Source organism: Streptomyces sp. NPDC048484, from assembly GCF_040651415.1.
GTDB lineage: Bacteria > Actinomycetota > Actinomycetes > Streptomycetales > Streptomycetaceae > Streptomyces.
Genome location: NZ_JBEZJY010000036.1, coordinates 60822 through 75604, shown reverse-complemented (window position 1 = coordinate 75604; position 14783 = coordinate 60822). Strand labels below are relative to the sequence as shown.

At 69.3% G+C, this 14783-nt stretch carries 13 protein-coding genes; 8 read left to right on the top strand and 5 right to left on the bottom strand.

What is annotated here, in order from left to right:
* Positions 1-35: 35 nt before the first annotated feature.
* Positions 36-827: an IclR family transcriptional regulator gene (locus AB0D14_RS31465; protein WP_362785937.1), complete on the bottom strand. Its 792-nt coding sequence runs from the start codon at positions 825-827 to the stop codon at positions 36-38.
* 138 nt (positions 828-965) lie between these two features.
* On the opposite strand from AB0D14_RS31465, the gene AB0D14_RS31460 reads away from it, so the two are divergent.
* The 7 genes from AB0D14_RS31460 to AB0D14_RS31430 all read left to right on the top strand — a co-directional run bounded on the left by AB0D14_RS31460 (position 966) and on the right by AB0D14_RS31430 (position 9545).
* A complete protein-coding gene (locus AB0D14_RS31460) occupies positions 966-2528 on the top strand; it encodes an aldehyde dehydrogenase family protein (RefSeq protein WP_362785935.1) in 1563 nt (520 codons plus the stop codon).
* Positions 2525-4279, top strand: a complete 1755-nt coding sequence (locus tag AB0D14_RS31455; protein WP_362785933.1) for a thiamine pyrophosphate-binding protein — start codon at positions 2525-2527, stop codon at positions 4277-4279. The genes AB0D14_RS31460 and AB0D14_RS31455 overlap by 4 nt, the downstream gene beginning before the upstream one ends.
* A gap of 55 nt (positions 4280-4334) precedes the next feature.
* A complete protein-coding gene (locus AB0D14_RS31450; protein WP_362785932.1) occupies positions 4335-5531 on the top strand; it encodes an ABC transporter substrate-binding protein in 1197 nt (398 codons plus the stop codon).
* 17 nt (positions 5532-5548) lie between these two features.
* A complete protein-coding gene (locus AB0D14_RS31445) occupies positions 5549-6418 on the top strand; it encodes a branched-chain amino acid ABC transporter permease (RefSeq protein ID WP_362785930.1) in 870 nt (289 codons plus the stop codon).
* An 8-nt stretch (positions 6419-6426) separates the two neighbouring features.
* Entirely contained in the window at positions 6427-8397 is a 1971-nt protein-coding gene (locus AB0D14_RS31440; protein WP_362785929.1) for a branched-chain amino acid ABC transporter ATP-binding protein/permease, read from the top strand.
* Positions 8394-9170, top strand: a complete 777-nt coding sequence (locus tag AB0D14_RS31435; protein WP_362785928.1) for an ABC transporter ATP-binding protein — start codon at positions 8394-8396, stop codon at positions 9168-9170. The genes AB0D14_RS31440 and AB0D14_RS31435 overlap by 4 nt, the downstream gene beginning before the upstream one ends.
* Before the next feature lie 219 nt (positions 9171-9389).
* Positions 9390-9545 carry a hypothetical protein gene (locus tag AB0D14_RS31430; RefSeq protein ID WP_362785926.1) on the top strand — a complete coding sequence of 52 codons (156 nt, stop codon included), beginning with the start codon at positions 9390-9392 and terminating at the stop codon, positions 9543-9545.
* Positions 9546-9741: 196 nt separating this feature from the next.
* Here the strand turns inward: AB0D14_RS31430 and rox are convergent, their stop codons facing one another.
* On the bottom strand, positions 9742-11229 hold the full coding sequence (gene rox, locus AB0D14_RS31425) for a rifampin monooxygenase (RefSeq protein WP_362785924.1): 1488 nt from the start codon (positions 11227-11229) through the stop codon (positions 9742-9744).
* Positions 11230-11501: 272 nt separating this feature from the next.
* Complete coding sequence (locus tag AB0D14_RS31420) at positions 11502-12110, bottom strand: TetR family transcriptional regulator (RefSeq protein ID WP_362785922.1); 609 nt, start codon at positions 12108-12110, stop codon at positions 11502-11504.
* Positions 12111-12259: 149 nt separating this feature from the next.
* Between AB0D14_RS31420 and AB0D14_RS31415 the strand changes: the two genes are divergently transcribed.
* The gene (locus tag AB0D14_RS31415) at positions 12260-13015 is read left to right on the top strand and encodes a dienelactone hydrolase family protein (protein ID WP_362785920.1); all 756 of its coding nucleotides are present in this window, start codon (positions 12260-12262) and stop codon (positions 13013-13015) included.
* A 205-nt stretch (positions 13016-13220) separates the two neighbouring features.
* On the opposite strand, the gene AB0D14_RS31410 is transcribed toward AB0D14_RS31415, so the two are convergent.
* Positions 13221-13877, bottom strand: a complete 657-nt coding sequence (locus AB0D14_RS31410; protein ID WP_362785918.1) for a hypothetical protein — start codon at positions 13875-13877, stop codon at positions 13221-13223.
* Positions 13878-13955: 78 nt separating this feature from the next.
* Positions 13956-14738, bottom strand: a complete 783-nt coding sequence (locus tag AB0D14_RS31405) for a class I SAM-dependent methyltransferase (protein WP_362785916.1) — start codon at positions 14736-14738, stop codon at positions 13956-13958.
* Positions 14739-14783: the final 45 nt, after the last annotated feature.

The following is a 14783-nucleotide window of genomic DNA, read 5'->3' as shown; positions in this document are numbered from 1 at the left end:
TTTCAGCGGCTGCCGCGTCAACTCCTGCGCCGTGGTCACTTCGTCGGGCTGAGCGGGTGGTCGAAACCCTGCTCCGACATCTGCCGGGCGACTTCGGCGAGTGCGGTGGCGAACCGCTCGACGACGGACTCGGGGAAGCGGTGGCTGGGTCCGCTGAGCGACAGCGAGGCGACCACGGCCCCGCTGCGGCCGACGACGGGGACGGCGACAGCCGTCAGCCCTTCGTCGCGCTCGCCCCGGCTGACCGCGAAGCCCCGCTCCGCCGCCAGGTCCGCCCACACCCGCAGCTGCCTGGCATGCCCCTCGCCGTGCGGGGAGCCCGCCGCGATCCGGCGCAGCAGCGCGTCGGGAGCCGTACGCAACAGGATCTTGGACGAGGCGCCCGCCCACAGGGGGAGTTCGTCGCCGACCCGTACGACATGACGCAGCGGCTCCGGACTCTCCTGCTGGGCCACGCAGACACGGGACAGGCCGCGCAGCATGAAGAGGTTGGCGGTCTCCCGCTGTACTTCGGCCAGTTCGCGCATCAACTTACGGGTCTCACGCGGCAGTTCCCAGCTGGTGTGCGCGAGGTGGGCCCAGCGCCACAGGCCGGGGCCCGCGGTGTATCCGGCCGGGGTGTCCCACAGAAGACCGCACTGCTCAAGGGTCTGCACCATGCGGACCACCGTGGTCTTGGCCAGGCCGGTGGCGTCGACGATCTCCCGCAACGTGACCGTCGGCTGATCCTCGGTCAGCAGTGCCAGGATGTCCAGAGCTCTGCGCACACTGCGCACCCCGGTCCCCTCAGCCGCCTCGGCCGCTCGCTCCTGGTCGGTTCCGCTCACGCGCCCGCCCCCTCTGCTTCCTCTGCTTCGAAACTTCCTCGAACGGCCCTCTTGCCACCGCGAGTTGGCGCCCGTACGTTACACGCCGAACCACAGAGCAGTCCACCAGTACCACTGAGCGGTTTCCTGGGAGATCTCATGCTCGATTCCCTCCTCAAGGCCGGCCTGGACGCGGCGGTGGCCGAAGCCCCTCCGTACATCGCCGGCCAGTGGGGTGGCAACGGTCCTGCGGCAACCCGGACAGGCCCGTACCTGCGCCGGGTCGTCAGCCGCACCACCACGGCGACCGGGGAGGAGATCTCCCGCGCCCTCGCCTGCGCCCGTTCCTCGGCCCGCACGGTGGCCGGCCTCGCCCCCGCCCTGCGCGCGGACATCCTCGACCGAGCATCTCGCGCCGCCTCGGCCCACCGCGAGGGGCTGGCCCGCCTCCTCGCCCTGGAACTGGGCAAACCGGTCAAGGACGGGCTCGGCGAGATCGACCGGGTCGCGGACACCTTCGCGGTGTGCGCGTCGGAGGCACGTCACATCGGCGGCGAGACCCTGCCCGTCGCGGGTTGGGCACGCGGTGTCGGCAACACCGCCTTCACCTACCGTGCCCCGGCCGGGGTCGCCCTCGCCATCACCCCCTTCAACGCTCCCGCGAACCTTCTCGCACACAAGCTCGGTGCCTCCTTCGCCGCGGGCAACACCACTCTCGTCAAGTCCCCACCGCAGGCACCGGCCACCACCGCCGCGATCGTGGCGCTGCTCCTGGAGTCCGGGATGCCCCCGCAGGCCGTGCAACTGCTGCACGGCGGCGGCGACGTGGGCGCGCTGCTGTGCGCGGCCGACGAGGTGGCCGTCATCAGCTTCACCGGCAGCGCGGCGACCGGCCGGGCCGTCGCCCGTGCGGCCGGCGCCAAGCGTCTGGTCCTCGAACTGGGAGGCAACGCCGCCACGATCGTCTGCGAGGACGCCGACATCGGGCAGGCGGCGAAAGAATGCGCCCGCACCGGCTACAGCAACTCCGGCCAGAGCTGCATCTCGGTTCAGCGCGTCTACGTCCACCGCTCCCGCTACGACACCTTCCTCGACGCCTTCACCGCCGCAGTCGACACCCTGAAGGTCGGCGATCCGCTGGACCCGGCCACCGACGTGGGCGCGATGGTCGACGAGGAGGCCGCCGAACGGGTGGTGCGCTGGTCGGCCGAGGCCGCCGCCTCCGGCGCCCGGGTGCTGCGCGGCGGCACCCGCAACGGCGCCACCGCCGTGCCCACCGTCGTGGCGGGCCCCGCGCCGGACTCCTCGGTCGTGGTCCACGAGGTCTTCGGGGCGCTGGTCGCGGTGCTGCCGTACGACGACTTCGGTGCGGTCATCGACACCTGCAACAGCAGCCGCTACGGCCTGCAGGCAGGGCTGTTCACGCGTGACATGGGCCGCATCATGACCGCCTGGCGCGAGCTGGAGACCGGCGCGCTGATCGCCGGCGGCACCTCCAACTACCGCCTCGACCACGTCCCCTTCGGCGGGGTCAAGGACTCCGGCTTCGGGCGCGAGACACCCCGCTCGATGATCGACGACTACACGGTCGTCAAGACCCTCATGCTCCGCGGCCTGTCCGTATGGGGCGACACGACCTCCATCGACATGACCTCCGGCAACGCGACCGCCGGCAACGCCCCCTCCAGCACGTCCACCACCGACGGGGAGACCGACGCATGACCGTGACCGCCGCCGAAGCCCTGGTCGGCCAACTGGAGTCGTACGGAGTCGAGTACGTCTTCGGCACCTGCGGCCACACCAACATCGCCCTGCTGGACGCGCTCGGCCCCAGCCCGATCGAGTTCGTGATCGCCCGCCACGAACAGGCCGCCGCGCACGCCGCCGACGGCTACGCCCGCGCCTCCGGCAAGCCCGGCGTCCTGCTCACCCACGTCGGCCCCGGCATGATGAACGCGGTCACCGGAGTGGCCACCGCAGCCCTCGACTCGATCCCGCTGATCGTGATCTCCGGCGACATCCCCTCCTACTACGCCGGCCGACACCCGCACCAGGAGGTCAACCTCCACGCGGACGCCGACCAGACCGCCATCTACCGGCCCTTCACCAAGCGAGCCTGGCACGTGCACCGCGTCCAGGATCTGGCCCGTACGACCGAGCGGGCGTTCTGGACCGCCACCTCCGGGCGGCCGGGGGCCGTGCTCGTCAACGTACCGATGGACCTGTTCAACCGGCAGGTCGAGGAGTACGCCGATGAGTTCCCGCTGCCCAAGGGCGCCACATCCCCCGGTCTCGACCGGGACACCGCCGAGCGTATCGCCGGTGCACTGCTGGGCGCCGAACGGCCGCTCATCTACTTCGGCGGCGGACTGCGCGCACCGGCCGCCCGCCAGGCACTGCTGACTCTCGCCGAGCACCTCGACATCCCGCTCGCGCACTCCCTGATGGGCAAGGGCGTCCTGCCCGACAGCCACCCGCTGCTGCTCGGCATGCCCGGCTTCTGGGGCCTGGACACCACGCACGAGTACACCAAGGGCGCCGACGTCGTCCTCGCGCTGGCCACCCGGTTCGCGGAGACCGACGCCAGCTCGTGGGACCCGGCGTACACCTGGACCTTCGGTGACCGGCACAGCCCGCCCAGCAAGCTCATCCAGATCGACATCGACCCCGCCGAGATCGGCCGCAACTACCCCGTCGAGATCGGCGCCGTCGCGGATGTCTCGGACGCGGTACGGGCCATCGGCGCCGCCGTACGCTCCACCGGGCCGGAGCCTCTCGTGCGGGAGGGCCTGCGCGAGTCCATCGCCACCGCCCGCCGGGCCGTCTTCGACAGTGCCCGCGAGGACGGCCGCAGCGACAACTTCCCCCTGCGGCCGCAGCGCATCCTCGCGGACCTGCGCGACGCGCTGCCCGACGACGCGGTACTCGTCACGGACGTCGGCTGGAACAAGAACGGCGTCGCCCAGTGCTACGAACTCCCCGAAGCCGGCCGCTTCATCACCCCCGGCGGAGCCTCGACCATGGGCTTCGGCCCCGCCGCCGCGGTCGGGGTGCAACTGGCCCAGCCGGACCGCGTGGTGGTCGCCCTCATCGGTGACGGCGGGATGAGCGCGCAGCTGCCCGCCGTACCGATGGCCGTCGAACAGGGCCTGCCCGTCATCTTCGTGGTGATGAACAACCGGGCCCACGGCACCATCGCCGACCTCCAGGCCTCGTCGTTCGGCCGGTCCTACGGCTGCGAGTTCACGGACGCCGAAGGCCGGCCCTACAGCCCGGACTTCGCGGCCCTGGGCCGGTCCTGCGGAGCCGACGGACACACCGTCGCAGCCCCCGCCGACCTCGCCAAGGCTCTCGCCGACGCGGTGGCGCGGCGCAGGCCCGCCGTCATCGACGTACCCATGGTCAACGAACCCGTACCGACGCCGGGCCACTGGAACATCAAAGACATCTACCGCGGGTCCTTCGCCGACTGACCGACCTCCCCAGGCCTTCACAGGCCTTCCCGTCCGCTCACAACGAGGTGACCTCATGACCCGCAGCAGCACGCCACGACCCCACACCACCCCACGGCCCCACACCACCCACCGAGCCGCCGTCCGCACGGCCACCGCGCTGGCCGCCGCCCTCACCGTCCTCACCGCGTGCAGCGCACCCGGCGAATCGGCCGACGACACCAAGGACTCCTCCGGCCCCATCAAGGTCGCCGTCGTCAACGCGCAGAGCGGGCAGCTCAGTTCGCTCGGCGACTGGGAGTACAAGGGTGCCAAGCTCGCCATCGACGAGTGGAACAAGAAGGGCGGCGTCGACGGCCGCAAGATCCGGCTGAAGCTCTTCGACGACCAGGGCGACCCGACCACCGGAACGAACCTCGCCCGCCGGCTGATCAGCGAGAAGTACGTCGCGATGATCGGCACGGCGGAGAGCGCGGTGACCATAGCCATGGGTCCTGTGCTCCAGCAGGCGAAGATCCCGAACATCACCTCCGGCCAGTCCGACGGCCTGGTCGCTCTGAAGAGCCCGTACCTCTTCCTCAACGGGCCGACCAGCACCACCTACGACTCGACGCTCGCCCAGCACCTGGTGAAGGACAAGGGCCTCAAGAAGATCGCCATGATCACCAACAACGGTTCCTTCGGGAAGGGCGAGCACGACGCGTTCCTCAAGGCCGTGAAGGGGCTCGGGGTGACCCCGTCCACCGACCAGGTGGTCACCAGCGACCAGAAGGAGTTCAGCGCGGCTCTGACGAAGATCCGGTCCACGAAGCCGGACGTGATCTTCATAGGCTCGGAGGAGGTCGAAGCGGGCCTGATCGTCAAGCAGGCCCGGGACCTGGGCATCACTGCCCCCTTCGCGGGCGCGGCCCCGCAGGGCACTCCCGTCTTCATCGACACCGCGGGCAAGGCCGCCGCCGAGGGCACCATCGTCAGCTCTCCCTACCTCAGCAACGACGTCAGCGACGCCACGAAGAAGTTCGCCGCCGCGTACGAGGCCGCGTACGGCAAGGAGGCGGAACTGCACGGGGCCAAGGCCTACGACGGAGCGAACATCCTGCTGACCGCCCTGAAGTCCAGCGACGGCGCGAGCGGCGAAGAGCTCGCGGACGCCATCCGCGACACCCGTTACACGGGCCTGCTCGGCGACTTCCAGTACGACGGGACGGGCGTCGGCATCACCAAGACCACCATCGGCGTCATCCGCGACGGCAAACTCGTCCCGCAGCAGTAAGCACCGGGAGCACCGAAGTGCAGGAGACACTGCAGACACTCGTCGGAGGACTGAGCCTCGGAGCGGTCTACGCCCTGGTCGCCATGGGGTTCTCCCTGGTCTACCGCACCATGGGCCTGGTCAACTTCGCCCACGCCGACATCGCCATGATCGGCGCCTACGCGGCCTCCACCTTCTACCTGACGTCCAAACTGCCCTTCGCCGTCGCCATGGTCGTGGCCATCGCGGTCACCGCCGCGATCGGCCTCGTCATCGAACGGGTGCTGCGGCCTCTGGAGAACAAGGACTTCGACCTGATGCTGATCGGCACGATCGGCTTCGGTATCGTCCTGCAGGCCGTCGCCATCCTGATCTGGGGCACCACCGGACGGGCCGTCCGCTCGCCTGTCCCGGCCGCCCCGCTCGACCTGTTCGGGGTGCGGGTGCGCACCTACGACCTGCTGGTGATGGCCGTCGCGGCGCTCGCCGTGCTCGGCCTCGCCTGGTTCCTCGCCCGCACCAAACGCGGCGCGGCCATGCAGGCCGTCGCCATGGACCACGAGGCGGCCACCGCCGTCGGCATCAACGTCGGCCGCAGCAACGCCCTCGCCTTCTCCATCGGTGCGGGCCTCGCCGCCCTGGCCGGCGGCCTCGTCGGACCGATGCTGTACGTCGACGCCTCACTCGGCGGCGCGCTCGGCATCAAGGGCTTCGCCGCGGCGATGCTCGGCGGCTTCGGATCCATCCCCGGCGCTGTCGTCGGCGGACTGGCGATCGGCGTCCTCGACTCCTACGCGGCCGGCCACTTCCAGGGCTACTCGGTGCTCGTGACCTTCCTGGTCTTCACCGCTGCCATCATGATCCGCCCCATGGGTGTCTTCGGCGAGAGGACGGTGAGCCGCGCGTGAAGAGGCGGATGCGTACCGGAGGGCTGCCGGCCACCCGGATCGGGGTGCTCTCGGCGGTCGCGGTGGCCGCCTGGCTACTGCCGTACGGCCTCGGCGGCTACTCCATCCATGTGGTCAACATCGCCCTCATCTACGCCCTGTTGGCCATCGGCATGGGCCTGGCCATGGGCATCTCCGGGCAGATCAACCTCGCCCAGGTCGCGTTCTTCGGCGTCGGCGCGTACACGCTCGCCATCCTCACCACCGACTCCGGTTACGGGTTCTGGACGGCGGCTGTACTCGCGGTGCTCGCGACCGTGGCGACGGGCCTGTTCGTCGGCATACCGGCCCTGCGTATGCAGTCCCACTACCTGGGGATCGTCACGCTCGGCCTGGCGCTCGGCTTCATCAACTGGATCACCAACGCCTCGGTCACCGGGGGAGCCGACGGCATCTCCGGAATCCCGCTGCCCAGCCTGCCCGGGGTCGACCTCTCCAGCGAATACCTCTACTACTACCTGGAGTTGGTGGTCTGCGCGCTGGGCCTGGGCTTCGGGCTGTTCGTCGTCCGGACCCACCTGGGACGACGGCTGCGCGCGATGCGCGACGACTCCCTGGCCGCGGGCGCGATGGGCGCGCAGATCCCGCTGCTGCGCATGACCGCGTTCCTGCTCGCCAGCCTGTACGGGGGCCTCGCCGGAGTGCTGTACGCGGGGCTCATCCGCTATGTCGCTCCGGAGACCTTCTCCATCGGCAACATGTTCATTCTGCTGGCCATGGTCGTCATCGGCGGACGGCGGTCCCTCGTCGGCTGTGTGGTCGGCGCGGTCGGGCTGACCCTGATCCGCGAGTGGCTCTCCGACTTCTCGACGTACGCACAGCTCGGCTACGGCGTGGTGGTCGTCCTCATGGTCGTCTTCGCGCCGACCGGCCTCGCCGGAATCCCCTCCCGCGCAGGGGAGTTCGTGACCCGCCGACGGCGAAGGCGGAGCCAGGCGGAGGACCGTGCCCGGCTGCGCCCCTTCCAGCCGTACGAGCCGGTCGAGACCCCTGACGCCCCGGACGACCTGGGCACCCCAGATGAACCCCTCCTCGACATCCGGTCCGTCACCAAGGACTTCCGCGGCCTGCGCGCCCTGGACGACGTCTCCCTCACGGTCGGCCCCGGCGAGATCCGCGGCATCGTGGGACCCAACGGATCGGGCAAGACCACCCTGTTCAACGTGATCAGCGGGTTCTATCGGGCCACCTCGGGCCAGGTGCGGTTCGCCGGCCGCGCCACCACCACGGCCCGTCCCTACGCGCTCTCCCTGCTCGGCATGGCCCGCACCTTCCAGAACCTGCGTCTCTTCGGCCAGTTGACGGTCCGGGAGAACATCCTCGTGGCACTCGACCGCACCAGGACGCACACCATCTGGCAGTACGCGGTATGGCAGCCCGGCGTCGTACGGCGCGAGCGGCAGCTGCGCCGCCGGGCTCAGGAACTCCTGGAGCGCTTCGGGCTCACCGACTTCGCCGAGGCCGCGCCCGGATCCCTCCCCTACGGCATCCAGCGGCGCATCGAGATCGCCCGTGCCATGGCCGCCCGGCCCCGGCTGCTGCTGCTCGACGAACCGGCCGCCGGACTGAACGGGGAGGAGGTGCAGGAACTTGCCCGCATCGTGCGTTCCATCCGGGACAGCGGCACCACGGTCGTCCTCATCGAGCACAACATGGGCCTGGTCATGTCACTGTGCGAGCGCGTCACGGTGCTCTCCAGCGGCGGGGTCATCGCGGAGGGCACGCCCGCCGAGGTGGTCGCCGCTCCCGAGGTGATCGAGGCGTACCTCGGGGATTCGGCGATGGCCGAGGTTCCACGACCGGAGCCTGAGCCGCCCGGGGCACCCGACTCGCCCCTGGCACCCGCCTCGGCGCAGACACCCGCCTCGGCCCAGGATTCCGCTTCGGCCGAGGGGCCGGCCTCGGCCGAGACGCCCGCTTCGAAGGAGGCAACCCGATGAGGACGATCCCCTTCCGGCGAACGGCCGCACCCGGTATACCCGACACACTCGATACAAGCGCGCCGGCCACGCTCACTGTCGACGACCTGTCCGTGCACTACGGCGGGGTCCACGCGGTCAGTTCGATCAGCTTCAGCGTGGAGCCCGGGGAATCGGTGGGCATCATCGGTGCCAACGGCGCGGGCAAGACCTCCACCCTCAAAGCCCTGATGGGACTGGTTCCGCGCGGCGGCGGACGCATCACGCTGGGCGCGCGCGACCTGACCCGGGTGCGGGCCCGCGACATGGTGCGGCACGGCATCGGCTACGTACCGGAAGGCCGCCATGTGTTCCCCGGTCTGACCGTGGAGAAGAACCTGCTGCTCGGCGCGTATGCCCGCCGCTGGGACGCCGGGACGAGGGCCACGCTCGCCGAAGTGCACGAACTCTTCCCGGTGCTGGGCGAGATGGGGGAGCGGCTGGCCGGCGCGCTGTCCGGCGGACAGCAGCAGATGCTCTCCATCGGCCGCGCCCTGATGGCCGGGCCGCGCATCCTGCTGCTCGACGAGCCGTCCATGGGACTCTCGCCCAAGCTCGTCGGCGAGATCCTCAGCGCGCTGAAACGGCTGCGTGAAGAAGGACTGAGCCTGCTCCTCGTGGAGCAGAACGCCAAACTCACCTTCGGCGCGACGAGTCACTGCCTGGTCATGGAGAACGGCAGTGTCGCCATGACAGGAACCTCCGAGGAGCTGAGCCAGGACACCCGGGTGCGCCGGATCTACCTCGGACTGTGAACGGTGACGAACCGGCCGACCACGCCGACCGGGAGACTGTGCGATCCGGCATCGGCGTGTGGGCCCTCCGACATAGGCTGGCGCTCGTTGTCCGCCGAGGGAGTACGCATGGAGATGCGCAGCCTGACCCGTACCGAAGCGGCGCGGCGAGCTGTTGCAGGTCGAGCGGTACGACGTGCACATCGACCTCACCGGACTTCCCGACGGGCCCGAGGTGCGGTGCGTCTCCACCGTGCACCTGTCCTCGACCGCGACGCCGACGACATCTTCACCCTCACCCGCCAGGGCCGCGCCTTCTACAGCGAGGCATTCGCGATGCCGTTCCCGCAGCGCAGGTACGACCAGGTTCCCACAAGGCGGCCCGGTGGTCCGTAACACCGTCCTGGAACGCTCGGACGCGGTAAGGCGAATGCTCTACTCCCGCACCCGCCACGAATCGACGTCTTCGAGTACGTAGTCGGCGAGTCCGAGGCAGGGCGCCACCGAAGGGCGCATCGCATCGCTCGGCTACTCCGGCGTGCTGCGACTCCGGCGTGCTGCGCCAGGATCCCTTTCGGCCATTACCGTGTGCTCAACCAGCGGCTGTGCCGAACCACTTGGTCACATGGTCGAGCAGATCCCGCTGATCGTCACCGACCCATGCCACGTGGCCGTCCGGCCGCAACAGCACCGCGGGCACGTCCAGTTCCTCGCTGACGTCGACGACGTGGTCGACCCGGTCTGTCCAGCCCGCCATCGAAAGCCCGCCGGTCTGGTCGAGCAGCAGCCCGCGGCCGTCATGCATCAGCTCGTAGAGGCGACCCCGTTTCAGCCCCACGTCTCGCATCCGTCGGCCGAGCAGCTCGTGACCCTCGCCGAAGTCGTAGCGGATCGCTACCGCGGTGATCATCTCGGTCACGTACCGGTTCACCTCCTCGAAGTCCATCAGCTTCGAGAGCAGCTCCCGCAGCGCGATCGCACCTGGATCGGTCCCCAGCAGTGTGATCTGCGCGCGGGTGTTGGCCAGTACGCGGGCGCCCACTGGATGCCGCTCGTCGTGGTAGCTGTCCAGCAGCCCCTCCGGTGCCCAGCCGTTGACCGCGGCGGCCAGTTTCCAGCCCAGGTTGAAAGCGTCCTGTACGCCGAGGTTGAGTCCCTGCCCGCCGGTCGGCGGGTGGATGTGCGCCGCGTCGCCTGCCAGCAGCACCCGGCCGACCCGATAGCGCTCGGCCTGCCGGGTGGCGTCACCGAACCGGGACAGCCAGCGCGGCGAGTGCACGCCGAAGTCGGTGCCCGCGATCGCCCGCAACCGCTGCTTGAACTCCCCGAGGGCGGGCGCGGTCGTACGCTCCTCGGCCACACCGTCGGCGGGCACGATGACGCGGTGCGTGCCGTCCCCGTTGGGCATGGTGCCGAATCGCAGGTGGGTCTTGCGGACCTCCGCGACGACGGCGTCGACTGTCGCCGGATCTTCGGTCATCTCCATGTCGCCGAGCAGCGTCTCGACCTTCGCGGGCTCGCCGGGGAAACCGACGCCGAGCAGTTTGCGCACCACGCTGCGGCCGCCGTCGCACCCGACGAGATAGCGCGAACGCAGTCGCGTGCCGTCCGCCAGCTCGACGGTCAGCCCGCCCCGGCCCCGGCCCCCGTCCCCGCCCCTGTCATCAGCCTCGTCCTCGCCCTCGGCCCCATCGCCGTCCTGGCTCAGCCCGACCACTTCGCAGCCGCGCCGGATCTCGACACCGAGTTCGAGGGCACGCTCGTTGAGCAGTTGCTCGGTGACCGGCTGCAGGGTGGACAAACCGTACGGGTGAGCCGTGTCCAGCCGGTCCGGCCACGGCTTCATGATGCCGCCGAAGAACCCGCCGACCTGAAACTTCTCACTGACCGCGAGGAACCGGTCCAGCAGGCCGCGCTGATCCATCATCTCGACGCTGCGCGTGTGCAGTCCGCGCCCGCGGGTCTCCGCGGTGGGCTCGGACAACTTCTCCACCACGACCACGCGCACACCGTGCAGTCGCAACTCGCCGGCCAGCATCAGGCCGGTCGGTCCGCCGCCGGCCACGATCACGTCAATCATCAGAACCCCAACTCGCCAATCATCAGAACCTCAACTGAACGACGTCACATCTCGAAGCCGATTCGGTGAATTCAGGCTTCGACCGGTGATTCTGCGGCACGACCGGGGCCTTGCCGCAAGCCCCCCGGTGCCCTATAAATTAAGAGTGGCAAGGAGTGGTTTAACTCCTTGCCTTTGTTTATGGCGTGCCTTTGTTTATGGCGTGCGCCGGGTGTCGTACCGCTGGGCGGAGCGGGCCCCTGGCCGGTCGCCCGGACCCGCGCACCTTGGCGCTACGGCTGCGGCTGCGGCTGCGGCGCCAACGCGGCGAAAGCCTCGTCGAGAAGTGCGATGAGGTCCAGTCGTCCGTCCGACTCGATCCAGTAATCCTGCGTGACATTGAGGCAGTCCAGCGCGGCCGCGGCCCGTACCGACTGAGCGAGTGTCGGATCCCCGGAGGTGTCCTGGCGGTCGGCCAGGGCCTGGGCCAGCGCGGGTCGCCAGCGGTGCTGCTTCTCCAACTGCCGGGCGCGCAGGCCGGGGTGGTCGCCGACAAGCCGGGCCGTGGCCAGGGCACCGGCCGGATCACGTCGATGGCGCTCCAGGAGGACGTTCATGGCGTGACGCAGTGCCGACCAGTCGTCCTCGTCGGCGGGCCGGTCGCGAAGAGCCGCTGCGACCTTCAACTCCAGCCCGTCGTACGCTGCGAGAACCGCGTCCTCTTTGGTGTCGAAGTAGCGCAGCAGGGTGCTGCGCGAGACGCCGGCGGCTTGAGCGAGGTCGTCCAGTGTGACCCGGTCGAAGCCCTGGCGACGGAACAACTCGAAGGCCACCTGCGCCAGTTCGGCTCGTACGGCTGCCCTTGCGATGTCCCTGGTCCTGCCCCGTCCGCCCGTGTTCACGCGATGATCCTAGCCGTGTGTCCGCTTGCCTAGAAGGAAGGTCAGTCTCTAACCTGACGCTGAGTATCAGGTATGAATATCAGATGTGGTTCGACGTCGCACTGACTGCTGCGTCGACGTCCCACCCCAGGAAATGAGCCCTGCCACCCATGACCTCGACACTGGGATCGACCGTCCACGTCCCGACCCCGGACGGCACGGCCGACGCCTACCTGAGTCACCCCGACGACGGCGCACCGCACCCGCCTGTCCTGCTGTACATGGACGCTTTCGGCCTGCGGCCGCACCTCGAAAGCATGGCGGACCGGCTGGCCGGGGCGGGCTACACGGTCCTCGTCCCGAACGTCTTCTACCGGCACGGGCCGGCCCCGGTCGTGCCGCTGCCCGAGTTCATCAACCCCGCCGAACGACCGGAGATCTTCCGCAGCATCGGCGTCGCCGCCCGGACACTCACCCCCGAGGGGGCCATGCGCGATGCGGCCGCCTACCTGGACTGGCTCGCGGTGTCGCCGCTGACCGCCGACGGGCCTGCGGGCATCACCGGGTACTGCATGGGAGCCGGCTTGGCGCTTCGTACGGCAGGTACCTACTCGGACCGTGTCGCCGCCGCGGCCGGATTCCACGGCGCCCACCTCGCCACCGAGGAACCGGACAGTCCCCACCTCGTCGCCGACCGCATCACGGCCGAGGTGTACTTCGGCCACGCCGACCAGGACTCCACCAACCCCGCAGAGCAGATCGAGCGCTTGGAGAAGGCGCTCAGCGAAGCCGGAGTCCGGCACCGCACCGAGGTGTACGCCGACGCTCATCATGGATTCACCCAGGCCGATACCGCCATGTACAGCGCCGAGGCGTCCGACCGGCACTGGACAGCACTCCTCGACCTCCTGGCGCGCCGTCTGTAGCGCGTGGGGAGCGCCGGACCGACTGTGCCACAGGCGGAAGGCGTGCCCGTACAGGCGTCAGGCGCGTCCGTACAGGCGGAAGGCCCGACCGGGTGTCCTGTCGTAGCGACGCCTCCGGTCGGGCCCTCTGGCTGTTCGTCAGATCACCGAGCCCAGTGGGCGTGCTCACCGACGGCCAGGGTGATGCGTCTCGCAACAAGAGCTGCTAGCCGATGTTGAAGTCGAGATTCGTCACGTACCAGACATCTTTGATCTTGCTGGACTCGACCTTGATGTCCAGCTGGTCCGCGGTCACTCCGGTGGAGTGGGACAAGACGATCTTGTCGAGGGTCTGGCCGTCGACAGTGATCTTGTCGGCAGGTACCTCCACCTTGTCACCGGTGGCCGGGGGCTGCGTGACTTCCACCTTCGGGTCGTCCGTGGGCGGCTTGGGCGTGAACGATTCACGGAACTGCCCGAGGGTGGCCTCCATCTCCTTTCTCTCGGGCGCGTCCTCGCCACACTTGGCCTCACTGCCGACCTGCGCGGGCTTGGAGCCGGTCGCTGGTTCGGCCATCAGCAGACACGCCTCCTCCGGCTGGCCCTTGATGACTGCCGTGACCCACCCAGCGACAGCCCCCTCGGCTGTGGACTGGTCCGCGTCCGAAGCCGACGAGGACGCCGAGGCGTCGTCGCCGGGCTTCTCCGCGTCAGCTGTGGGCGAGCTGTTCGCGGACGACTTCTTGTCCGCGGCAGGGTCCGCGTCGTCCGAGCAGCCTGCAAGACCCACGACCGCCGCCACTGCGGCCCCCGCGATCGAGCCGACCCTTCTCGCCCTCTGATTCACTAACACCACTCCGACAGCCTTCCTGGAAACGTTCATGCGCCTCAACGGCACCACGAGTTGTCTCACGTCGCAGTGCCGCCTCAACCACCAGGACGAGGCGGACGGTGCAATGGTTCAACTTTTGGAAAAGTTGTCAGAGAGTCCCGACTTCTCACCGAGAGCCATGGGCAAGCGGTAGACGGAGACGTGAGAACGTGACTCGGCGGTGAACGCGGAGCCGTCCCAGTCCCCGTGCCTGGTCTCCAGCTCGAAGCCGGCCAGCGGTGCCATGAGGTCGAGTTCGGCGGGCCAGATGTAGCGTTGAGGAGTGCGGAACAGCTGCGCCTGCTCGGTCTCGTCGAACCGGAAATAGTGCGACACGACCTGCTGGCGCAGGACGTCATAGGTGTCCAGACAGATGTAGCCGGGCTCGGACTGGCAGACGATGGCCCGCTGGCCTGGCGGAAGCCTGCGCAATTCGGGTACCCAGAGTTCGATCACGAACCGGCCACCCGGCGAGAGGTGCCGGGCAGCGTTGCGGAAACACTCGACCTGCTCAGCCTGTGTGAGCAGGTTCGAGATCGTGTTGTAGACGAGATAGACCAGGCTGTACTCACCTGGGACGACAGTCGTCGCCATGTCACCCATGATCACCGGGATCGTCGCCTCGTCCGCCTTGGTGCGCAGTTGCTGCACCATCGGCAGTGACAACTCGACGCCGGTGACAGGGACTCCCCGCTCGGTGAGCGGGATGGCCACCCGACCGGTCCCTACGGCGAACTCAAGGGCTGCCCCTTCCCCCGCGAGGTGTGCGAGGCGGTCCAGGGTCGGACCCAGAGTCTCGGGCGAGAACATGCCGGCGCCGGGCGTGTCGTACCGCTGGGCAGCATCGGCGTTCCAGATCTTCTCCTGTTGCATTGCGTCAACGTTCGCCGCCGGCCCAGATGTTGTTCAACGAATTTC